Origin of the sequence: Nocardia sp. NPDC058519, from assembly GCF_042719755.1 — a bacterium.
Lineage (GTDB): Bacteria > Actinomycetota > Actinomycetes > Mycobacteriales > Mycobacteriaceae > Nocardia.
In genome coordinates this window covers 63,700-85,966 of record NZ_JBHXNK010000028.1, presented here as the reverse complement: position 1 = coordinate 85,966, position 22,267 = coordinate 63,700, and the positions used below count along the sequence as shown (strand labels likewise).

Genomic DNA, 22,267 nt, shown 5'->3' with positions numbered 1-22,267 from the left:
TGTGTCGTTGGTCTCCGCAAGCCCGCGAGCGGGTGACTCGGGGGAAAACCGGTGGCGGGCTTCGCTACGCTGGTAAGCGCAATGACCAGGACAGCTAGCACCGGAACCCGCGCGCTGCGCACCCGCCTGGCGGAGGTCTCGCTGCGCGATGAACATCGGCTCCGGCGCAAGCTCGACCGTGTGCGGCCCGACGATCTGCCCGCCATCGAGGCCGAGATCGCCACCGCCGAGACCCGCGTGGCCAATCGCCGCGCGGCGCTTCCGCAGATCACCTACCCGGAACAACTTCCCGTTTCCGCGCGCCGCGACGACATCGCCGCCGCCATCGCCGCCAACCAGGTCGTGATCGTGGCCGGTGAGACCGGTTCCGGCAAGACCACCCAGATCCCGAAGATCTGCCTCGAACTCGGTCGCGGGATCCGCGGCACCATCGGCCACACCCAGCCGCGCAGGCTGGCCGCGCGCACCGTGGCCGAGCGCATCGCCGAGGAACTGCGCACCGAACTGGGTGACGTGGTCGGCTACACGGTCCGGTTCACCGATCAGGCGTCGGATCGCACGCTGGTCAAACTGATGACCGACGGCATTCTGCTCGCCGAGATCCAGCGCGACCGGATGCTGCGCCGTTACGACACGATCATCATCGACGAGGCCCACGAACGCAGCCTCAATATCGACTTCCTGCTCGGGTATCTGAAGCAGTTGCTGCCGCGGCGGCCCGATCTCAAGGTGATCATCACCTCGGCGACGATCGATCCCGAACTGTTCGCCCGCCATTTCGCCGATGCGCAGGGCACTCCCGCGCCGATCGTCGAAGTGTCGGGCCGGTCATATCCCGTGGAGTTGCGGTACCGTCCGCTGTCGCTGGAACTGCCCGCCGCGGACGACGACGAGGACACCCGCGTCGTCGACCGCGACCCCACCGACGCCATCGCCGACGGGGTTGTCGAACTGTTCGCCGAGGGCGACGGTGACGTGCTGGTGTTCCTGTCGGGCGAACGCGAGATCCGCGACACTGCCGACGCCCTGAGAGACCTGAAACTCCCCCGCACCGAGATCGTCCCGCTGTACGCACGGCTCTCGGCCGCTGAACAGCACAAGGTCTTCGCCCCGCATACCGGTCGCCGGGTGGTGCTGGCCACCAACGTCGCCGAGACCTCGCTGACGGTGCCGGGCATCCGCTACGTCATCGACCCCGGTACGGCGCGCATCTCGCGCTACTCGATGCGCACGAAGGTGCAGCGGCTGCCGATCGAAGAGGTCTCGCAGGCCTCGGCGCGGCAGCGATCGGGTCGCTGCGGCCGCGTCGCCGACGGTATCTGTATCCGGCTGTATTCCGAGGACGATTTCGAGGCGCGCCCCGCGTTCACCGAGCCGGAGATCCTGCGCACCAACCTCGCGGCGGTCATCCTGCAGATGACGGCGCTGGGGCTGGGCGATATCGAGAGCTTCCCGTTCGTCGAGGCACCCGACCGTCGCGCTATCCGCGACGGCATCGCCCTGCTCGAAGAACTGGGCGCGCTTGCGCACGGCAGCACGAAATCCGTTGACGGCGAACCCGATTCGGGTGGACATCTCACGCTCACGCCGATCGGGCGGGAGATGGCGCAGCTGCCGGTGGATCCGCGGATGGCGCGCATGCTCGTCGAAGCGCAGCGCAACGGGTGTCTCGACGAGGTACTGATCATTGTCGCGGCGCTGTCGATTCAGGATGTGCGCGAACGTCCCGTGGAGCATCAGCAGGCCGCTGACGCCCAGCACGCGCGCTTCGTCGTCGAGGGCTCGGACTTCCTGGCCTATCTGCGGCTGTGGGATTATCTCACCGAGCAGCGGAAGTCGCTGTCGTCCAACCAGTTCCGCCGGATGTGTCGCGACGAGTTCCTGCACTACCTGCGCATCAGGGAGTGGCAGGACCTGCACGGCCAATTGCGTACGATCGCCCGCGGGATGGGCTGGACCGACGCGGGTTCGGTTCGGGGACAGGCGAACCCCGACACCACAACGATCGGCGAATCGGCCGGGAACCGGCGCACCGGGGCCGCCGGTGGTAGCTCGGCCGAGGGCGCCGGAGGCAATCGTGGACGCCGTGGCCGTGGAAATTCCCGATCCGGACGTGGCGGCGACGGAGCGCAACGTGGGCAGACCACTGTGCCCGCGAAAGCGGCAAGCGGGTCGGCGGATTCGTCCGACGATGACGCGATGCCGTGGCCGAGTACCCAGATCCACCAGTCACTGCTGGCGGGCATGCTGTCCCATATCGGTGTGCGCGAGGCGGAGTCGCGGGAGTTCCTCGGGGCGCGCAATGCGAAGTTCATGATCTTCCCCGGGTCGTCGCTGGCCAAGAAGGCGCCGCGCTGGGTGATGGCGGCCGAGCTGGTGGAGACCTCGCGGCTGTGGGGCCGGATCGCGGCCAAGGTGGAGCCGGAGTGGGCCGAACGGCTGGCCGGCGATCTGGTGAAACGTACCTACTCCGAACCACATTGGTCGGCCAAGCGCGGTTCGGCGCGGGCCTACGAGCGGGCGACGCTGTACGGCGTGCCGCTGGTGACCGGGCGGCCGGTGGACTTCGGGCGCATCGACCCGGAGCTCTCGCGCGAGCTGTTCATCCGCCACGCGCTGGTACAGGGCGAATGGCAGACCCGCCACGGATTCTTCGCCCGCAATCGGGCCCTGATCGACGATGTCGCCGACCTCGAACATCGGGCCCGGCGGCGCGACATCCTCGTCGACGACGAAGTGCTGTTCGAGTTCTACGACAAGCGCATCCCCGCCGATATCGTGTCGGTGCGCCATTTCGACAGCTGGTGGCGCAAGACCGAGCGCAACGATCCCGCACTGCTGGACTTCTCGACCGACACCGTGGTCAACGCCGGTGTCGCCACGCTCGACCCGACGGACTTCCCCGACGCCTGGCGTCAGGGCGAACTCAGCTTCCCGCTGACCTACCAGTTCGAGCCGGGGCAGGACGACGACGGCGTCACCGCGCGGATCCCGGTGGAGCAGCTCGCGCACGTGCGGGCGGTCGGCTTCGACTGGCTGGTTCCCGGCATGCGCGAAGAACTCGCCGCCACGTTCATCAAGACTCTCCCGAAAGCGTTGCGGCGCGCGATCGTTCCCGCGCCCGACTTCGCGTCGGCGGCGTTGCGCGCGCTGACTCCGCGCGCCGAGCCGCTGCGCACGGGGCTGTCGCGGGAGTTGTCGCGGCTGGGTTCGGTCACCATCACCGCCGACGACCTCTCCCCCACCGCGCTGCCCGACCATCTGCGCATGACCTTCGCCGCCGTCGATCAGCACGGCAAGGTGCTCGCCAAGAACAAGAGCCTCCAGCAGCTGAAAGCACAACTGGCCGAACAGGTTTCAGCATCGGTCGCCCGTGCCACCGCCGGTGCCGAGCGGGCGCCTGCGACAGTGTGGACCTCGGAATCCCTCGGTTCGGTCGCGTCGACCGTGAGCCGCGAAGTCGCGGGCCAGACCGTGACCGGGTACCCGGCACTCGTCCCCGAGGGCGAGGGCGTCGCGGTGCGCGTGCTGAGCTCGCCCGGCGAGCAGGCGGCCGCGATGCGAGCGGGTGTGCGCACCCTGCTGCTCGCCGCGATCCCGACCTCGACTCGTGCGGTCACCGCCGGACTGCCCGCCCGCGATCGGCTGGCGCTGAGCCAGAACCCCGACGGGTCGCTCGACAAGCTGGTCGAGGACTGCCGGGTCGCCGCCGCCGACGAGCTCATCGCCAAGGCGGGCGGCCCGGTTCGCACGCCCGAGGAGTTCGACAAGCTGGTCGCGATCGTCCGGCCGCAACTGTCCACGGCGGTCGTCGCCCTGATCCGCACCGTCGTGCCGGTACTGGCTGCCGCCCAGCAGGCGCGAGCGGCGCTGGCCGACACCCTCGAAACCGATATCGCCGATGACGTCGGCCAGCAACTCGACGACCTGCTGTTCCCCGGTTTCGTTGCCGAATGGGGACGGGTGCGGCTGCGTGAACTCCCGCGCTACCTCCTCGCCGCGGCACAGCGCCTGGAATCGCTACCGGGCTCGGCGGTGCGCGACCGTCAGGCCATGGTCGAGGTAGACCGCATGCTCGCCGCCTACGACAAGCTCGTCGGCGCCCTGCCCCCCGGACGCAAGAACGCCCGTGAGGTCACCGAAATCTGGTGGATGATCGAGGAACTGCGAGTCAGTCTCTTCGCCCAGAAGCTGGGCACGCCGTACCCGGTGTCGGCGAAGCGCATCGACAAGGCCATCAGCTCGATTCGACGCTGAAGTCGATGCGGGCGTTGAGGATTCGTCACCCGTTCCCGCCCCGGACGGGTTACTAGGACTCGGTCGCGGCGACCGCGGCAGCCGCGCGGGCCGCACGCATCTCGGTGATCTCGCGTTCGAAATCGGCTGCGCTGGTGAAGGATCGGTACACCGAGGCGAAGCGCAGATACGCCACTTCGTCGAGATCGCGCAGCGGGCCGAGGATGGCGAGGCCGACCTCGTGGCTGGGTACCTCGGGAGAACCCGTGGCGCGCACCGCGTCTTCGACCTGCTGGGCGAGCAGGTTCAGGGCGTCGTCATCGACTTCACGACCCTGGCAGGCCCGGCGCACACCGACGATCACCTTCTCGCGACTGAACGGCTCGGTCACGCCACTGCGCTTGACCACCGACAAGATCGCCGTCTCCACGGTGGTGAATCGGCGCCCACAGCTCGGGCAGGAACGACGGCGACGGATCGCGGTGCCCTCCTCTGCTTCCCGCGAGTCGACGACGCGCGAGTCGGGGTGTCGGCAATACGGGCAATGCATCCGAGGGTTCCTTCGTCGATGCGCATTTCTATTCCATGGCTCTTGACAGGATACCGGTCAGGATGGCACAACCTGCCACTGCGTGGTCAGGTCCGCGATGATGTCGGGTAGCCGCGCGAGCATCCGGCCCCGGTCGAGCTTGACAGTGAACGGTTCGCGATACACCGTCACCGCGCGCGCCGGGTCGGTCGCGAGGTCGAGATGGCGGGGCAGCAGGTCGGCGGAGATGTAGTCCCAGCGGGTCTCACGATCGGCCCAGTTGAACGCGGGCAGCGGCATCCGCAGACCCAGCGGCGCGCCAGCGGCGATCGGCGACCACACCGTGACCGGCGCGTACACGCCCGGAGCGCGGGTGCCGGGGACGGCGGGCTTGCCCGCCACGGTGGTGACGTAGGTGAGTACTCGACCCATCCCGTCGCGGCCGCGCGAGGTCACATCCCACTGGTCGGCGACGATCTGGTTCTGTTCCCGATCGGCCATGGCGGCCAGCGCGTCGGCGCGGCCCGCTTCGGTGCCGCCGTCGATCCCGTTCCAGGACACCCGCATGCCGTCGCCGAGCAGGCCGGCCGCGAACATCTCGTCGATGCCCGCCAGTCCGTCGGCGAGGTAGGCCTCGTGCATCGGGACCAGGTCGATGAAGATGTGTTTCTGCATGATCATCAGCCGGGTCTGGTACCAGGCGAGGTCGCCGGCGGTCAGCCGGGGACCGAGGGCGGCCAGGCCGGTGACATCGGACGGGACCCCGGTGAGCAGCTCCGGCGGGGTGGCACGGAGCAGGTCGGCGACCGCGTTGCCGAGTTCGTGGATACCGGCGACCGAGACAGCCCCGGCGATGTCGCCGACGTCGAAGAAGCCCGCGGCGAAGGAGGCGCCGGCGATGCCTGCCATGCCTGCCCAGTAGAGATCGGACCGGGCGGCGGCGAGGCGGAAGTAGTTCACGTACACCTGGCTGAAGGTGGCCGAATTGGCCGCGACGCCGCGCTCGGGCGCCCAGGCTTCGAGGTCGATCGCGGCATTGTCGGTGGCTACGACGAGCCAATACTGGTGCAGCAGCGTCGCATACCGTGCCGGGTCGATGCCGTCGGCCCGTGCCTGCGTCAGCGCTGCCCGCAGGGGTGGCTGTGTGGTCGGAAGCTGCGGGTGCAGCCCGCCACCGTATTCGCCGTCACCGTTGAGAGCGGGCAGATCGAGGTACTCGGTATAGGCGGGAACCGCGTGCGCGGCGGGTGCGAGCAACGCAGCGAGCATCGCACCGAGTAGTAGAGCGATCGAGCAGCGGCGCACCGAGACCTCGCATCCGGGTTCGACCGGGGCCCCGCCCCGATTCAGGATGCCCGTCACCGTAGCAACGTGTTCTAGTTTCAGGGTGTGATTCGTCGATACCGACGATCTCGCACACTGCCGAAAACTCCCCGAAAGCGTTTCCGCGCAGCTATTTTCGACTCATCGACCCGGCTCGAACCGTGCGCCGGACCCGAGCCCCGCCTGCTCCGAGATTCCGGGGATCGTCGAGTCGACGTGGTCGACGAAACTGCCCGCGCGCACATGCGCCAGCCCGAGGAAAGCCACGACGATCAGCGCGGTCACCAGCGCGGTCACGGCCAGCGCGGCGAATCCGACCTTGGCCTGTTCGACTCGGTGCAGCGGATGTAAGCCCTTCGCCCGGCCGGCGCGCACGGGACCGCGGGCATACAGGGAGAGTTCGCTGCGCGGTGCGCGATGGCGTGGGCCCCGATCCGCCGACGGGCGAGCGACCTCGCGGGTTCGGCGCGCGGGTTCACTGCGGGGCACGGTCGCGAAGGCGAGATCGAGCTCGGCGTCGGTGAGTTCGATGCGCCGGGCGACGCGGACGATATCGGCGGCGGGCAGGGCGTCCACCGGCGAGCTCAACACGCCGGACCGGACGATACTGCGCGTGACTTCCGAGGGGGCCGTCGCGGCCGGGCGGGTCGAGACAGCAGTTGCGGTCGGCGCTTCGACCGTCTGATCTTCGGCGCCTGCCGACTGCGGCATCGCGGGCCGGACCAAGGCGAAAGGCCGTGGAGCGCGGGCGGTCCGGTGCCGACGGAGAATCGACTCCGAGGCCGGGATGGGGTCTGAGGAACGCAGGGCGCTGGTTGCTGTGCTCATCGGAAGAACCTCCGGGGTGGTGTGCTCCGCTGCTGCAAGAAAGTACTGGTGAGGCGGCGATGCCTCCCCTTATTCGAACACCTGTGCGACGAACTGATGTTCGATTTCTACCAGATTCCAGCGCCGCTGTCAGCACGAAACGCCCGACATGCTCGAACAGATGTTTGATTGTTCGGCGTGGCCCGACTAGCCTCGAGATGGCGAATTCGACAACTCAGAAGGGCGGGACACGGTGACCCACACAGACGACACGGGTGACGAAAGCGGCACCGGCACCGTCACATCGGGATCCGGGACGGATCTCACCGTGCGTCAGCGCACGGTCCTCGATGTCATCCGTGCCTCGGTGACCGAACGGGGCTATCCGCCCAGCATCCGCGAGATCGGCGACGCGGTCGGTCTCACCTCCACCTCCTCGGTGGCCCATCAGCTGCGCGCCCTCGAACGCAAGGGCTATCTACGCCGCGACCCGAATCGACCGCGCGCGGTGAACGTCCGCGGGCTCGACGAGGCGGTCCGCTCGGTGACCACGCTGCCCCAGCAGACCGACGAGGTCGACCCGAGCCGCCCGACTCCGACGTTCGTCCCGGTCCTGGGACGGATCGCCGCCGGTGGCCCGATTCTGGCCGAACAGGCCGTGGAAGATGTTTTCCCGCTGCCGCGCGAACTCGTCGGTGAGGGTTCGCTGTTCCTGCTCAAGGTGGTCGGCCAGTCGATGATCGACGCGGCGATCTGCGACGGCGACTTCGTCGTGGTGCGTCAGCAGAATGTCGCCGAGGGTGGCGATATCGTCGCCGCGATGATCGACGGTGAGGCCACCGTGAAGACCTTCAAGCGCAGCGGCAAGGACGTGTGGCTGATGCCGCACAACCCGCACTTCGAGCCGATCCCCGGCAACGACGCGCAAATCCTGGGCAAGGTCGTCACCGTCATCCGCAAGGTCTAGCGGCGCGCGGTCGCGGTCATCTCCCAGATCAGCAGCTCGGCGGCGGCCATCGCGGTGACGCGGTGGCCGCCCGTCGCGGTCAGGCGAACGGCGTCGCCCTGTGTCAGGGTGCCGTAACCCTCGTAGTCGACGGTGCCACGAGCGAGGAAGACGTGACCGTAGGGTGCGTCGGGGACGATGATCGCCTGACCGGGGTCGAGTCGCGCGACGTGGAAGGCGGCATGGCGGTTGCCGATGCCGATCGCCGCCGCACCGCGATGGCGCGGCATCCCGGACGCCACCGGCACCAGCACGTTGCGGGCGAGCTCACCCTCGATGTCGAGTTCCTGGTAGCTCGGGGCGACGCCGGTGGTGTCCGGCGGGATCCACATCTGCACGACGTGCAGACGCTCCTTCTCCCGGTAGCCCGCCCCATTCCGCTCCGAATGCAGGATGCCCGCACCCGCGCTCATCCGCTGCGCGAGCCCGGGTCGGATCATCCCCGAATGTCCGGTCGAATCCCGGTGCACCACGGTGCCTTCCAGCACCCAGGTGAGGATCTCGGTATCGCGGTGCTGATGGGTGTCGAACCCCTCACCCGGGTCGACGATGTCCTCGTTGTGCACCAGCAGCAGCCCGTGCGCGTAGTCCTCCAGCACGAAGTTGCCGGTAGCCGGGAACGACTGCCGCGAGTCGAGCCATTCGTTGCGCCAGCGCCTGCGGTCGGCGCCGGGCACGACCTGGACCTGTTCCGTCACGATCATCGTCACCCTCTCGCTATGCGGACCCTAGTCCGTATAACTGGGTAACGAGATCGGCGCCGCGGGCATTCCACACATGTGTGCGTCTGCTCCGCGACGCCGATCCAGCCGATCAGGCGGTTCCGGTCACCAGGGCAGCGCGTTGCGCAGGCGGCCGACCAGGGTGCGGCCGGTATCGCGTTCGCGCTCGTTGAACAGGAACTGCAGTTCTTCTTCGAGACCCTTGCGCACCACATCGCGCAGATCGGTGGCCGCGCCGTCGAGGTCGTCGGCCTCCATCCACGGTGTGGGGTCGATGGGGGCACCCACGGAGAAGTAGAACCGCTCCGGGCGGGGCAGCACCGTCGGGCCGACACCCTTGACCAGCGGCGGGTTCAGCTCGGGATTGATGCCGAGCAGACGGCAGGTCCAGCGCAGCGGAGCCATCACCGGATGCTGACCGTCGAAGACGATGTCGTAGGCGTCGTCGATGCCGATCATCGCCAGCGGCACGATCGGCACCCCCGCCTGAATCGCCATCCGCGCGAAACCGGTGCGCCCCTCCCACTTGAGCACGTACTTCTCGCCCTTGCGGCGGATCGCCTCACGGCCACCACCAGGGAACACCACCACCGCTTCCCCGCGCTCGAGCAGCGCCAGGCAGTTCGCGCGGGTACCGCGGACAGCGCCGAAATGATGCAGGAAGTCCCGCACGCCGGGCACCATCAGCACATGCTCGGCCAGGCCGCGCACCAGCCTGCCGCGCACCCGCAGGATCTCCGGCATGATCAGCGGCGCGTCGATCCCGCCGAGCAGATTGTGGTTGGCCACGATCAGCACCGGCCCCTCGGCCGGGATGTTCTCCAGACCGTAGAACTTCGGGCTGGTCCACAACCGCACCGGCGCGAACAGCGCTTCGAAGGCGCGCATGTCCCATTCGCTCGGCGCCGGATTCAGCGGCGCCCCGTCCGACAAGACCCCGCCGGACCGAACAGGATCGCCCTCCGCGACCCTGTTCTCCTTCAGATTTTTCGTACCATCATGGTCGTTCGACATAACACCCTCCTGCAGTCGATATTCGACCATAGCGTCCGAAAATGCCTGTGTCGCATCGACATTTGTCCGCAACCGGCGGGCAAATCAGCGAAAAAGATCAGCTGAGCGCCGGCGCGGAAGGCCCGGAATGGGCGTACTCGGACAGTGCCGCGGCCAAGGCGTGCGGCACACGCGCGCGAACCCGGGTGCCACCTTCCTCGTGGTCGGCGGTGACGATCCGGCCGTCGGCGTGGATGCGGGCGAGCAGGTCACCGCGGCTGTAGGGCAGCAGCACACTGATGTCGACATCGAGTCCACCGAGCACCTCGGAGAGCCGCTCGCGCAACTCCTCCACTCCCGCGCCGGTCTGCGCGGAGACGAAGGCCGCCTGCGGCAGCATGCCGCGCAACCGGGTGAGCTCGTTCGGATCGGCGGCGTCGATCTTGTTGACCACCAGCAGTTCGGGCGGGGCAGGCGTGCCCTGCTCCCTGATCACCTCGGTGATCACCTCGCGCACGGCCTGGATCTGCTCGAGCGGCAGCGGGTCGGCGCCGTCGACGACGTGCAGCAGCAGGTCGGCGCCGGTGACCTCCTCTAGCGTCGAGCGGAAGGCCTCGACCAGCTGGGTCGGCAGGTGGCGGACGAAGCCGACGGTGTCGGTGAACACCATCTCGCGGCCGTCGTCGAGCGCGGCCCGGCGGGTGGTCGGGTCGAGGGTGGCGAACAGTGCGTCCTGCACGAGCAGACCCGCGCCGGTGAGCGAGTTCATCAGGCTGGACTTGCCCGCGTTGGTGTAGCCGACGATCGCGATCGAGGGCACGCCACTCCCGCTGCGGCGCGCGCGCATGGTGTCGCGGGCGGTCTTCATCTCACGGATCTCGCGGCGCAGTTTGGCCATCCGCTCCCGGATGCGGCGACGATCGGTTTCGATCTTGGTCTCACCGGGACCACGCAGACCGACGCCACCGCCGTTGCCGCCGGCCCGGCCACCGGCCTGGCGCGACATCGACTCACCCCAGCCGCGCAGGCGGGGCAGCATGTACTCCATCTGCGCCAGCGCGACCTGGGCCTTGCCCTCGCGGGAGGTGGCGTGCTGGGCGAAGATGTCGAGGATCAGCGCGGTGCGGTCGATGACCTTCACCTTCACGACCTTCTCCAGCGCGGTGAGCTGCGCGGGCGTGAGCTCACCGTCGCAGATCACCGTGTCGGCACCGGTGTCGAGGACAACGGTGCGCAACTCCTCGGCCTTGCCGGAGCCGATGTAGGTGGCCGGGTCGGGCTTGTCGCGGCGCTGGATCAGCGCCTCGAGGACCTCCGAGCCCGCCGTCTCGGCGAGCGCGGCCAGCTCGACCATGCTCGCGTCGGCCTGGGCGACACTGCCGGTGGTCCAGACACCGACCAGCACGACGCGCTCGAGGCGCAGCTGGCGGTATTCGACCTCGGTGATGTCGGTGAGTTCGGTGGACAGCCCGGCGACGCGGCGCAGCGAGCTGCGCTCGTCGAGCTGCATCTCACCGACCGTCGGGTCGGCCGCCCAACCGGGCTGTTTCATGCGGGCCGCGTGGCGGGCCAGCGCATCATCGACGTCACCGCGATCGGCGGCCACGTCGGGATCGGCCGCGGTGGTGTGCTCGGCCGATGTGGATTCTGTGGGTTCTACTGGTTTCGTCATACGTCCTCTATGCTGCCACGTCCAGGTGACAGCGTGCACGCGGTTATCGCTGCTACTGCGCGTCCCACCAGTCCTGCGACAACGCGCCCGAGGCCAGCAGCACCGAGGGCCCGCGCAACCAGGCACGTCGGTCGGCGATGCCGACGCGGACCTGTCCGCCGGGTACACGGACGGTGACCTCGCCGGATCCGGTGCCGATCGACACCCCGGCGGCCGTCAGCGCGGCGGCGGCCGCGGCCACGGTTCCGGTGCCACAGGAACGGGTCTCGCCGACCCCGCGTTCGTACACGCGCATGTCGACGGCGTTGTCGGCGTCGAGCGCGGTGAGGATTTCGACGTTCACGCCGTGCGGGAACAGGTCGGGGTCGAAGCCGGGCGACACGCTCAAGTCGAGTTTGGCGAGCGCGTCGACGGTCAGGCCGTCGTCGACACAGGCCAGGTGCGGATTGCCGACATCGATGCCGATTCCGGCCAGCGCCCAACCGGCCAGGGTGGCGGTGGAGGGGCCGAGTTCGCGAACGACACCCATGTCCACGGTGACCTCACCGTCGGTCGGCCCCGCGGCGTGCACGACGACCGGACGGGCGCCCGCGCGGCTGCCGACGACGTACTCGGTGCGCTCCTCGAGCCCGGTGGCGTTGAGGTAGTGCGCGAAGACCCGCACCCCGTTGCCGCACATCTCGGCGATCGAACCGTCGCCGTTGCGGTAGTCCATGAACCAGTCGTCGGCGCCGACACCCTCGGGCAGCGCTTCCAGGACACCGGCCGCGAGCAGCGCACCGGCCTTCGCCACGCGCAGCACACCGTCGGCGCCGAGGCCGCGCTGCCGGTCGCACAGCGCGGCGACCCGGTCGACGGTCAGGTCGAGGCGCACCTCGAGGTCGGGCAGCACCACGAAATCGTTCTGGGTGCCGTGGCCCTTGCTGAATTCGATGTCGGACACGTCCGTCATTCTCCTCTGCGCGGCGGTCGGGGGTACTACCGGGCGAACGTGCGCCGCTGCCTGGCGATCTCGTAGAGGCTGATCGCCCCCGCCGACGGCGCGCCGAGCGAGCTGGCGGTGCCGCCCATCGGGATGGTGACCAGGTCGTCGCAGGCGTCGGCCCAGGCCGAGCTCATGCCGGTGGTCTCGTTGCCGACGACCAGGATGGTGGCCTCGGTGAAGTCGTGGTCGTAGATGGTGCCCGGCGCGTCCTCATCGGTGCCGACGATGCGGGTCGGGATGCCGCGGGCCTGCTGGCGGTCACGGAATTCGAGCACCTGACCGGGGCCCGCAGCGCGCAGCACCGGCATCGCGAACAGCGAACCGGTCGAGGCGCGCACGGCCTGCGGGTCGAACTGGTCGGCGCCGTGGCCGGTGACGATCACCCCGGACGCGCCGAAAGCGTCCGCCGAGCGGATCAGGGTGCCGAGGTTGCCGGGCGAGTTCGGGCGATCGAACACGACCACGACCGGGGCGTCCTCCCCCGGTTCACCGGGTGCGTAATCGGCCAGGTCGGGGTGATGTGACACCGCGACCGCCACGATCTCCGGCGCGCTCGCCGCCTTCTCCCCCAGCTCGGCCATGAGTTCGGGGACCAGGCCGACCTGCGGCACGTCGGCGGTGTCGAGAACCTCGCGCGCCCAGCTCGACAGCTCGGGGCCGCCGAGCCGGTAGAGCAGCGTTTCCAGCGGCCAGTCGTTGGCCAGTGCCTGGGTGATCGGGCGCACGCCTTGCACGAGGAACCGGCCGTCGCGATGACGTTTGGTCCGGTTGTTGAGGTAGGCCTGCCACACCTGCACCGAGGCGTTGCGGGTACTCACTCGTCGCGTCACTGCGCTGTCCGTCCTATCGGGTCGGTGTTCGATTGTCGGAGCAGCGCCAGCGCGGTCGTGGCGAGCTCGGGATCGGCGCCGTCGACCCAGCGGACCCTGGGGTCGCGGCGGAACCACGACCGCTGCCTGCGCACGTAGCGCCGGGTGCCGATCAGGGTGCGCTCGCGCGCGTGGTCGAGATCGTATTCGTCGTCGAGGTAGGCCAGTACCTGGGCGTAGCCGATGGCGCGGCGTGCGGTCTGGCCCTCGCGCAGGCCCATATCGAGCAGTCCGCGGACCTCGTCGACCAGGCCCGAATCGAACATCAGGGCGGTGCGGGTCTCGATGCGGGCGTCGAGAGCGGCGGTCTCGCGGTCGACGCCGAGAATCGCGGTGTTCCAGCGTGGGGTGCCGATGGTCGGGGCCGAGGCGGCGAACGGGCGGCCGGTCAGTTCCACGACCTCGAGCGCGCGCACCATGCGCCTGCCGTCGGTGGGCAGGATGGTGGCCGCGGCGACCGGGTCGGCCTGCCGCAGCGCCTCGTGCAGTGCCTGCACGCCGCCCTCATCCAGGAGTGCTTCCCAGCGAGCGCGGACCTCGGGGTCGGTGGCCGGGAAATCCCACTCGTCGAGCAGGGCCTGCACGTACATCATCGAGCCGCCGACGATGACCGGGGTCTTTCCGCGCGCCATGATGTCTTCGACGATGGCGCAGGCCGAGCTCTGGTAGGCGGCGACGGTCGCGGTCTCGGTGACATCGAGAACGTCGAGCAGATGGTGCGGGATATCGCGGCGCTGGTCGGGCGGCAGTTTCGCGGTGCCGACATCCATCCCGCGGTAGAGCTGCATCGCGTCGATGTTGACGATCTCGCCGCCGAGTTCGGTGGCGAGATCGAGGGCGAGGTCGGACTTGCCGGTGGCGGTGGGGCCTACGACCGCGATCGGTCTACGCGTCACTCGCCGCTACCTTCCTCTCCACCCGGTTCCCACACGCTCACGTCGTAGCCGACGCCGAAGGGCGCGCCTTGGTACAGCGTACGTACCCGCGGATCAGCCGAATCCGCGGCGAACAGCCCGCCGAGTACCTGGTAGGCGGCCCGTCCGTCGACGAGCAGCGCCGCGCACAGCTCCGGCTCCAGCGCGGCCAGCCCCGCCCGCGAACCCGCGCGCAAGGCGGCGTCGAGGTCGTACTGAACCTCGTGGGCCCGCTCGTCGAGATAGCCGGGCGCCTTGACCGTCAAGGTCGCGGCACCATCGGCGACGACGAGCACCGCGTACGGGTCCTGCTCGTTGTCGAGCTCGGCTCGGAGCGCCGCGCCTGCCTCGGCACACGCCGCGGGCGAAGCGTCGGCGGCGAACAGCCGGGCCCGCACCGAAATCCGCGGTGCGGCCTGCTCCCGCAACCATCCGGCGATCAGTAGCGGAAGGGGAAGCTGGGCGTCTGCTGGACCAGGCTCCGCGCCCACCGGACCGAGCCCGACGACGACATCGGCGCCGAACCCACGAAACGTTCCCCGCGTCGCCGAACCGTAGATCCGGTCATGGCTGTCGACGCCGACGACGAACCACCGGTCGGCGGTCGCGGCGAGGGTGGCCGCGGCGGCCAGGGCGGCCGCGCGCAGCACGACGGTCGGATCGTCGGGATCGCTGCCGGACACCGGGACTCGCCCACACAGCTCGGGCACCAGCATCGGCGGCGACGGGACCAGGGCCGCTATCGAGAACACGCGGTAACCGTAGCCGCAGCGCGCACCTTGGCCCGCATCCGGCGCCGCGCGGGCGTGCGGCCGTCTGCGAGTGTCCGGCGTAGTGATGCTCGTCGAGATTGCTAGTGTTTTCAGGTGCGACTACCCACGTCGTCCGGGACGAAATCCCAGGAAATCCGCTATCCGATCCTCCGGATCGATGGTTTCCGCGGCTCGAACCGGGTTCAATGGGATGTGCTAGGGCGTAACCAGGCAGCCGTGACGCGCGGCAGGGACGGAGAGCAATGACCGACAGCAACGGAACCGCGAAGCCCACCCCAGGTCCGGCCCCGCGACCGTCCGGTACCCCCAAGCCCGGCGGGAATGCTCCGCGTCCGCCGAAACCGCATGCCGTGAAACCGGCGCCGGGCCCCGATCAACCGCATCCGCACGCCGTGATCGTGCCGAGCGCCACCGACCCGGGCAAGTGGGGTCGCGTCGATGAGGACGGCACCGCCTGGGTGCGGACCGCCGAGGGCGAACGCGTCGTCGGTTCCTGGCAGGCGGGCGACGTCACCGAGGGCCTTGCCCACTTCGGCCGCCGCTTCGACGATCTCGCGACCGAGGTCGCGCTGCTCGAGGCCAGGCTGGCCGCGGGCGCGGATGCCCGCAAGACCAAGGCCGCGGCGCTGGCACTGGCCGAGACGCTGCCGACCGCGGCCGTCATCGGCGACATCGACGGCCTGACGGCCCGTCTGCAGGCCATCACCGAGCACTCGGAGGAAGCCGCCGCGCACGCCAAGGAGGAGAAGGACCGCGCCCGCCACGAGCACACCGAGCGCAAGGAAGCCCTCGCCGCCGAGGCCGAGCAGATCGCCGCCGAATCCACGCAGTGGAAGGCCGCCGGCGACCGGCTGCGCGAGATCCTCGACGAGTGGAAGTCGATCCGCGGTGTCGACCGCAAGGTCGACGACGCGCTGTGGAAGCGCTACTCCAAGGCCCGTGAGGCGTTCAACCGCCGTCGCGGCGCCCACTTCGCCGACCTCGACCGTGAACGCGCCACCGCCAAGACGCGCAAGGAAGAGCTGTGCGTGCGCGCCGAGGAACTGGCCGACTCCACCGACTGGACCGGCACCGCCGCGGTGTTCCGCGACCTGCTCTCGGAGTGGAAGGCCGCGGGCCGGGCACCGCGCGAGGCCGACGAGTCGTTGTGGCGGCGGTTCAAGAGCGCCCAGGACGTGTTCTTCGCCGCCCGCAACGCGGCGGTCTCCGAGCGCGACGCCGAGTTCGACCACAACGCCACCGCCAAGCTGGAACTGCTGGCCGCCTACGAGCACATCGACCCGGCCAACGGCGTGGACGCCGCCCGCAACGCGCTGCGCGAGCTGCAGGACAAGTGGGACGCCATCGGCAAGGTCCCCCGCGAGCGCATGCAGGAGCTGGAAGCCAAGCTGCGCGCCATCGAGAAGCGGGTCCGCGACGCCGCCGATCAGCAGTGGCGTCGCTCCGACCCCGAGGCGGTCGCGCGGGCCGCGCAGTTCCGTGAGCGGGTAGCCCAGTTCGAGGAGCAGGCCGCCAAGGCCACCGCGGCGGGCAAGAAGCGCGATGCGGAGAAGGCACTCGAGCAAGCTCAGCAGTGGCGCGAATGGGCCGAGGCCGCCGAGGGCGCTGTCAGCAATTTGTGAGTTGCAGAGAAAGAAACCCCCGACCGATACGGTCGGGGGTTTTCTTGTCTCGCAGCACTATTCGCCGGTGAGTCGCTTGCGGTCGCGATCCTCGGCTTCGCGCGCCGCGTTGCGGCGCTGCTCCTCCGCGGCGAGTTGCACGGCGGTGCGACTCCAGACCACGCGGACCCAGTGGAAGGTGAGCACCATGATCGCGATGGTCCCGAGGATCAGGCCGATGCCGGGGCCCGCGCCCTCGTAGTTGCCGAGGCCGGGGGTCTGGCGGTGCCAGATCGAGAGCACGCCGAACACGCTGCCCACGGCCGAACCCGCGCAGGCTATCCAGGCCAGCACCCAGCGGCGGGTGGTCAGCGCCAGCAACGAGAAGCCGACACCGAAGACGATGACCAGCCACACGAAGATCCGCGACGGCAGGCCGATGTGCTCGACGCCCGCGGCGTCGGTGGCGAGCAGCACGTCGAAGCCGCGCGCGGTGCCCGCGGTCGGTAGGACCAGCGAGATCAGCAGTGCGAAGACCGCACCGGCCACCACCAGCGCCCGCGCGCCGGGGTCGATCTCGCCGGCGATGCGACGCTCGACCGCGTCGAGTTCATCGCGGAATTGTTCGAAGTCCTGGTCGTTGCGCGCCGGGTTCACCGCGTGTCCGCTCCTGTCCACAGGCTGATCGTTGGCGGGTCCCACTGTGCCATCACCGGACGCACCGTTCGCATCCGACCCACTACGACCGGTAGTAGATTCGTCGTCGCTCACGACGCGCAGCCCGTCGAACAGCCGGTCTCGACCGCCTCGACGACCGGTGCGCCGATGCGGGGCAGTCCGAGCCCGACACCGATCGGCGCCGTCTTGGGCGTGATGCCACGTTCGTGCGCGTCACCGGCGGCGGTCCGCCGATGCGACTTCACCGCGCTGTCGGCGATGAGGTGGTGCGGTGCCGCCTCGGTGATGTCGACGGTGACGATGTCGCCAGGACGGATACCGGTCACGTCACCGGGACGGAAGTGCACCAGTCTGCCGTCGCGCGCGCGTCCGCTCATCCGCGCGGTCACCGCGTTCTTCTTGCCCGCGCCGTCGGCGACGAGCAGTTCCACCTCGGTGCCGATGAGCGCCTGGTTGTTCTCCCAGGAGACCTGGTCCTGCAACGCGATCAGCCGTTCGAAGCGTTCCTGCACGACCTGCTTGGGCAGCTGATCGGGCAGCTCGGCGGCCGGAGTGCCCGGACGCTTCGAGTACTGGAAGGTGTAGGCGCTGGTGAAGCGGGCGCGACGGACCACGTCGAGGGTCTCGAGGAAATCCTCCTCGGTCTCGCCGGGGAAGCCGACGATGATGTCGGTGGTGATCGACGCGTGCGGCATCGCGGCGCGCACCTTGTCGATGATGCCGAGGAAGCGTTCCTTGCGGTAGGAGCGGCGCATCGCCTTGAGCACCCGGTCCGAACCCGATTGCAGCGGCATGTGCAACTGCGGGCAGACGTTCGGGGTGGCTGCCATCGCCTCGATGACGTCGTCGGTGAACTCCGCGGGATGCGGGGAGGTGAACCGCACGCGTTCGAGGCCTTCGATCTGCCCGGTCGCGCGCAGCAGCTGCGCGAAGGCGCCCCGGTCGCGCGGCTGTTCGGGATCGACGAAGTTCACGCCGTAGGAATTGACGTTCTGCCCGAGCAGCGTCACCTCCAGCACGCCTTGATCGACCAGCGCCTGTACCTCGGCGAGCACGTCACCGGGACGGCGGTCCACTTCCTTGCCGCGCAGCGAGGGCACGATGCAGAACGTGCAGGTGTTGTTGCAGCCCACCGAGATCGACACCCAGCCCGCGTAGGCCGACTCCCGCTTGGCGGGCAGCGTCGACGGGAACGCCTCGAGCGATTCGAGGATCTCCACCTGGGCCTGCTCGTTGTGGCGGGCCCGCTCGAGCAGCACCGGCAGCGAGCCGATGTTGTGGGTGCCGAACACCACGTCGACCCACGGCGCCTTGGCCACCACGGTCTCGCGGTCCTTCTGCGCCAGACAGCCACCGACGGCGATCTGCATGCCGGGGCGGCCCTGCTTGACCGGGACCAGCTGACCGAGGGTGCCGTAGAGCTTGTTGTCGGCGTTCTCGCGCACCGCGCAGGTGTTGAACACCATCAGATCGGGCGTCTCCCCGGTGGCGGCTTTCGTATAGCCCGCGTCCTCGAGCAGCCCGGACAAGCGTTCGGAGTCGTGCACGTTCATCTGGCAGCCGAATGTGCGAACCTCATAGCTGCGCTGCGTCACGGAGCTGCGCTGCGTGACGCCCTCAGTCGCGTCCTGAACCGTCGAATCCACCTGTCCAGGGTACGGGCAGCCCTGACTGTGATGCGCGTCACGGTTGCGTTCGCGCGATAATACGCAAAGGTAACGGGCAGCCACCGGGTTACCAGCAGGTGTCGTTTCGGCGTGCCGTCACGGCATGTCTTCGAAAGCCGGGCAATTCTCCAGAATGGACATAAGGTTTCTCACCATGACCGACGACGCCGCACCCGCGACCGGGAACGCCGACGCCGCAGCCACTACCGCTGCTCCGCCGATGATCTCGATGCGCAACGTGGACAAACACTTCGGTGAGCTCCATGTCCTGCGCGATATCCACCTCGAAGTGCCCCGTGGGCAGGTCGTGATCGTCCTGGGCCCGTCGGGTTCGGGGAAATCGACCCTGTGCCGCACCATCAATCGCCTCGAACCGATCGACTCCGGTGACATCGCCATCGACGGCGTCGCACTGCCCGACGAGGGCAAGGCTCTCGCCGCGCTGCGCGCCGAGGTGGGCATGGTGTTCCAGTCGTTCAACCTGTTCGCGCACAAGACGATCGTCGAGAACGTCATGCTGGCGCCGACGAAGGTCCGCGGGAAGAAAAAAGACGAAGCACGCAAGCACGCCATGGCCTTGCTCGAGCGCGTCGGCATCGCCAACCAGGCCGACAAGTACCCGGCCCAGCTCTCCGGCGGTCAGCAGCAGCGCGTCGCCATCGCCCGCTCGCTCGCGATGGACCCCAAGGTCATGCTGTTCGACGAACCGACCTCGGCACTTGACCCGGAGATGGTCAACGAGGTGCTCGACGTGATGGTCTCCCTCGCCAAGGAGGGCATGACCATGCTCGTGGTCACCCACGAGATGGGCTTCGCGCGCAGGGCGGGCGACCGCGTGCTGTTCATGGCCGACGGTGAGATCGTCGAGGACACCGCGCCCGAAGCTTTCTTCACCGCACCGAAATCCGAACGCGCCAAGGACTTCCTCGGCAAAATTCTCAGTCACTGACTCGCAGCACCATTGTCACAAGGAGAAGGAAAACCATGAGGATCAATCGTGCGATGCGCGTCGGAATCGGCGCAGCGGCACTGGTAATGGCAGCCACCGTCACCGCGGCCTGTGGTGGCGGTGACGACAAGTCGGCCCTTGACAACGCCAAGGACGGCAAGCTGACCATCGGCATCAAGTTCGACCAGCCGGGTCTGGGCCTGCGCAATACCGACGGCACCTACAGCGGCTTCGATGTCGACGTCGCCAAGTACGTCGCCGACAAGCTCGGCGTGAAGCCGGAGAACATCACCTTCAAGGAAGCGCCCTCGGCGCAGCGCGAGACGCTGATCGAGAACGGCCAGGTCGACCTCGTCGTCGCCACCTACTCGATCAACGACAAGCGCAAGGAGAAGGTCGATTTCGGCGGCCCCTACTACATCGCGGGCCAGGATCTGCTTGTACCTGCCGCCAACACCGACATCACCGGCCCCGATTCCCTCGCGGGCAAGAAGGTCTGCTCGGTGAAGGGCTCCACCCCGGCCCAGAACATCGAGAAGAACTACACCCAGGCGCAGCTGCAGACCTACGACACCTACTCGCTGTGCATCGAGGCGATGCGTAGCGGTGCGATCGACGCGGTCACCACCGACAACGTGATCCTCGCCGGTTACGCCGCGCAGTCGCCGGGCACCTTCAAGCTGGTGAACAAGACCTTCACCACCGAGAAGTACGGCGTCGGCCTGAAGAAGGGCGATTCGGAGCTGCGCGGCAAGGTCAACGACGCCATCCAGGCGATGATCGACGACGGTTCGTGGAAGGCCGCCCAGGAGAAGAACTTCGCGGGTACCGGCATCGCGGTGCCCGCGCCGCCGGTCGTCGACCGCTACTGATCGACCATCGCATCGGTGGCCCGGGAATTCCCGGGTCACCGATGCGATGTTGTCCTGCTGGCTTTCACACCGATCGGAGGACGCGCGTCCGTGTTCGACCTGATCTCGAGGTATGACAACCAAATCCTCGATGCGTTCTGGGTAACAATCAAACTCACCTTCTTCTCGGCGATCGGTGCGCTCGTCATCGGTACCGTCGTCGCCGGTATGCGCGTGTCCCCGATTCCGGTCGCGCGCTGGGTCGGCGCGGCGTACGTGGCCATCTTCCGCAACACCCCGCTCACCCTGATCATCGTGTTCACCTCGCTCGGCCTCTACACCACTCTCGGGTGGAAGATCGCCGGTGACGATCTACGCGAGAACAACTACCGCTGGGCGATCATCGGCCTGAGCGTCTACACCGCGGCCTTCGTCTGCGAATCGCTGCGCTCTGGCATCAACACCGTCGCGCTCGGCCAATCCGAAGCGGGCCGGTCGCTGGGCTTCGGATTCGCCCAGAATCTGCGGTTGATCGTGCTGCCGCAAGCGTTTCGGGCCGTCATCGCACCGCTGGGCAGCGTGCTGATCGCACTGACCAAGAACTCCACGGTCGCCTCGGTCATCGGCGTCGCCGAAGCCGCGTACCTGATGGGCGCGATGAACGAGAACGAGGCCGCGGTCCTGGCCATCGGCGCGATCTTCGCGCTCGGCTTCGTCGTCCTCACCCTGCCGACCGGGCTGTTCTTCGGCTGGCTGGCCAAGCGATACGAGGTGGCACGATGAGCGGCGCTTCGGTTCTGTTCGACGCTCCCGGGCCCCGCGCCCGGCTACGGCACAACCTGTACTCGGTCCTGGTCGTCGTCGTGCTCGTCGGCGCGGGCTGGTGGCTCTACAACGCCTTCGCCGACAAGGGCCAGTTCACCGCGGCCAAGTGGAAACCGTTTCTCGAAGCCGAGATCTGGGAGACCTACCTCCTGCCCGGCCTGGAAGGCACCCTCACCGCCGCGGTCATCTCGATCATCGGCTCGGTGTTCTTCGGCATGATCTTCGGGATCCTGCGCCTGTCCGACCACGCGTGGGTGCGCTGGGTCGCGGGCACGGTCGTCGAGCTCGCCAGGGCGATCCCGGTGCTGATCTTGATGATCTTCCTGTTCGCGGTATTCGGCGACTACGACCTGTTCCCCTCCGACCAGCTCGCGCTGGCCGCGGTGGTCATCGCGCTGATCATCTACAACTCCGCGGTCATCGCCGAGATCGTGCGCGCCGGCATCAAGTCCCTGCCCAAGGGACAAACCGAAGCCGCCGTCGCGCTGGGGTTGCGCAAGAACCAGCTGATGCGGTTGATCCTGCTCCCGCAGGCCGTCACCGCGATGCTGCCCGCCCTGGTCTCGCAGATGGTGGTCGTGCTCAAGGACACCGCGCTGGGCTACCAGATCACCTATGTGGAGCTGGTGCGGTCCGGGCAGCAAGAAGGCGCGTCGATGCAGAACACGATCCCCGCGCTGATCGTCATCGCGCTGATCATGATCTCGCTCAACATGGCGCTGAGCTTCCTGGCCACCACCCTGGAGAAGCGGTTGCGGTCGCGGAAGAAGAGCGGTGGTGCGGTCCTGACCGCCGACTCGATCCTCACCGACGCCGCGCCGGGTGTCGACATCACCAAGAAGTAGTCGCACATCGACAACGGGGCCC

General features: G+C 68.5%; 19 protein-coding genes. 7 read left to right on the top strand and 12 right to left on the bottom strand.

Going from position 1 to position 22,267, the window contains the following annotated elements; all coding sequences use genetic code 11:
- Positions 1-81: 81 nt before the first annotated feature.
- Positions 82-4,257 (top strand): ATP-dependent RNA helicase HrpA, encoded by a 4,176-nt coding sequence (gene hrpA, locus ACFWPK_RS26675; RefSeq protein ID WP_378920238.1) that lies wholly within the window; start codon positions 82-84, stop codon positions 4,255-4,257.
- 52 nt (positions 4,258-4,309) lie between these two features.
- Here the strand turns inward: hrpA and nrdR are convergent, their stop codons facing one another.
- The 3 genes from nrdR to ACFWPK_RS26660 all read right to left on the bottom strand — a co-directional run bounded on the left by nrdR (position 4,310) and on the right by ACFWPK_RS26660 (position 6,916).
- Positions 4,310-4,786 (bottom strand): transcriptional regulator NrdR, encoded by a 477-nt coding sequence (gene nrdR / locus ACFWPK_RS26670; RefSeq protein WP_378920236.1) that lies wholly within the window; start codon positions 4,784-4,786, stop codon positions 4,310-4,312.
- A gap of 57 nt (positions 4,787-4,843) precedes the next feature.
- The gene (locus ACFWPK_RS26665; RefSeq protein WP_378920234.1) at positions 4,844-6,127 is read right to left on the bottom strand and encodes a hypothetical protein; all 1,284 of its coding nucleotides are present in this window, start codon (positions 6,125-6,127) and stop codon (positions 4,844-4,846) included.
- Between the two features lie 102 nt (positions 6,128-6,229).
- Entirely contained in the window at positions 6,230-6,916 is a 687-nt protein-coding gene (locus ACFWPK_RS26660; protein ID WP_378920232.1) for a hypothetical protein, read from the bottom strand.
- A 307-nt stretch (positions 6,917-7,223) separates the two neighbouring features.
- Here ACFWPK_RS26660 and lexA point away from each other — a divergent pair, with 307 nt between their 5' ends.
- Positions 7,224-7,862: a transcriptional repressor LexA gene (lexA, locus tag ACFWPK_RS26655; protein WP_378920294.1), complete on the top strand. Its 639-nt coding sequence runs from the start codon at positions 7,224-7,226 to the stop codon at positions 7,860-7,862.
- Here the strand turns inward: lexA and ACFWPK_RS26650 are convergent.
- From ACFWPK_RS26650 to ACFWPK_RS26620, 7 genes are all read right to left on the bottom strand, one after another.
- On the bottom strand, positions 7,859-8,605 hold the full coding sequence (locus ACFWPK_RS26650) for a pirin family protein (RefSeq protein WP_378920230.1): 747 nt from the start codon (positions 8,603-8,605) through the stop codon (positions 7,859-7,861). The two genes, lexA and ACFWPK_RS26650, sit on opposite strands and share 4 nt — an antisense overlap.
- Before the next feature lie 123 nt (positions 8,606-8,728).
- Positions 8,729-9,637 carry a lysophospholipid acyltransferase family protein gene (locus ACFWPK_RS26645; RefSeq protein WP_378920228.1) on the bottom strand — a complete coding sequence of 303 codons (909 nt, stop codon included), beginning with the start codon at positions 9,635-9,637 and terminating at the stop codon, positions 8,729-8,731.
- A 97-nt stretch (positions 9,638-9,734) separates the two neighbouring features.
- Positions 9,735-11,168: a GTPase HflX gene (hflX, locus tag ACFWPK_RS26640; RefSeq protein WP_378920292.1), complete on the bottom strand. Its 1,434-nt coding sequence runs from the start codon at positions 11,166-11,168 to the stop codon at positions 9,735-9,737.
- 172 nt (positions 11,169-11,340) lie between these two features.
- Positions 11,341-12,222, bottom strand: a complete 882-nt coding sequence (gene dapF, locus ACFWPK_RS26635) for a diaminopimelate epimerase (RefSeq protein WP_378920290.1) — start codon at positions 12,220-12,222, stop codon at positions 11,341-11,343.
- A gap of 44 nt (positions 12,223-12,266) precedes the next feature.
- A complete protein-coding gene (locus tag ACFWPK_RS26630) occupies positions 12,267-13,103 on the bottom strand; it encodes a TrmH family RNA methyltransferase (RefSeq protein ID WP_378920226.1) in 837 nt (278 codons plus the stop codon).
- The gene (gene miaA, locus ACFWPK_RS26625; RefSeq protein ID WP_378920224.1) at positions 13,100-14,038 is read right to left on the bottom strand and encodes a tRNA (adenosine(37)-N6)-dimethylallyltransferase MiaA; all 939 of its coding nucleotides are present in this window, start codon (positions 14,036-14,038) and stop codon (positions 13,100-13,102) included. Before miaA ends, ACFWPK_RS26630 begins: the two co-directional genes overlap by 4 nt.
- Positions 14,035-14,808, bottom strand: a complete 774-nt coding sequence (locus tag ACFWPK_RS26620) for a hypothetical protein (RefSeq protein WP_378920222.1) — start codon at positions 14,806-14,808, stop codon at positions 14,035-14,037. Before ACFWPK_RS26620 ends, miaA begins: the two co-directional genes overlap by 4 nt.
- Before the next feature lie 263 nt (positions 14,809-15,071).
- Here ACFWPK_RS26620 and ACFWPK_RS26615 point away from each other — a divergent pair, with 263 nt between their 5' ends.
- Complete coding sequence (locus tag ACFWPK_RS26615) at positions 15,072-16,451, top strand: DUF349 domain-containing protein (RefSeq protein ID WP_378920220.1); 1,380 nt, start codon at positions 15,072-15,074, stop codon at positions 16,449-16,451.
- A 57-nt stretch (positions 16,452-16,508) separates the two neighbouring features.
- On the opposite strand, the gene ACFWPK_RS26610 is transcribed toward ACFWPK_RS26615, so the two are convergent.
- Positions 16,509-17,108 carry a hypothetical protein gene (locus tag ACFWPK_RS26610; RefSeq protein ID WP_378920218.1) on the bottom strand — a complete coding sequence of 200 codons (600 nt, stop codon included), beginning with the start codon at positions 17,106-17,108 and terminating at the stop codon, positions 16,509-16,511.
- Between the two features lie 89 nt (positions 17,109-17,197).
- On the bottom strand, positions 17,198-18,754 hold the full coding sequence (miaB, locus tag ACFWPK_RS26605) for a tRNA (N6-isopentenyl adenosine(37)-C2)-methylthiotransferase MiaB (protein ID WP_378920216.1): 1,557 nt from the start codon (positions 18,752-18,754) through the stop codon (positions 17,198-17,200).
- A 241-nt stretch (positions 18,755-18,995) separates the two neighbouring features.
- On the opposite strand from miaB, the gene ACFWPK_RS26600 reads away from it, so the two are divergent.
- The 4 genes from ACFWPK_RS26600 (at position 18,996) to ACFWPK_RS26585 (ending at position 22,245) form a co-directional block, all read left to right on the top strand.
- Positions 18,996-19,724, top strand: coding sequence for an amino acid ABC transporter ATP-binding protein (locus ACFWPK_RS26600; protein WP_378920288.1), 729 nt, complete (start codon positions 18,996-18,998; stop codon positions 19,722-19,724).
- Between the two features lie 35 nt (positions 19,725-19,759).
- A complete protein-coding gene (locus tag ACFWPK_RS26595) occupies positions 19,760-20,596 on the top strand; it encodes a glutamate ABC transporter substrate-binding protein (RefSeq protein ID WP_378920214.1) in 837 nt (278 codons plus the stop codon).
- Between the two features lie 90 nt (positions 20,597-20,686).
- Positions 20,687-21,358 (top strand): amino acid ABC transporter permease, encoded by a 672-nt coding sequence (locus ACFWPK_RS26590; protein WP_378920213.1) that lies wholly within the window; start codon positions 20,687-20,689, stop codon positions 21,356-21,358.
- A complete protein-coding gene (locus ACFWPK_RS26585) occupies positions 21,355-22,245 on the top strand; it encodes an amino acid ABC transporter permease (protein WP_378920211.1) in 891 nt (296 codons plus the stop codon). Before ACFWPK_RS26590 ends, ACFWPK_RS26585 begins: the two co-directional genes overlap by 4 nt.
- Positions 22,246-22,267: the final 22 nt, after the last annotated feature.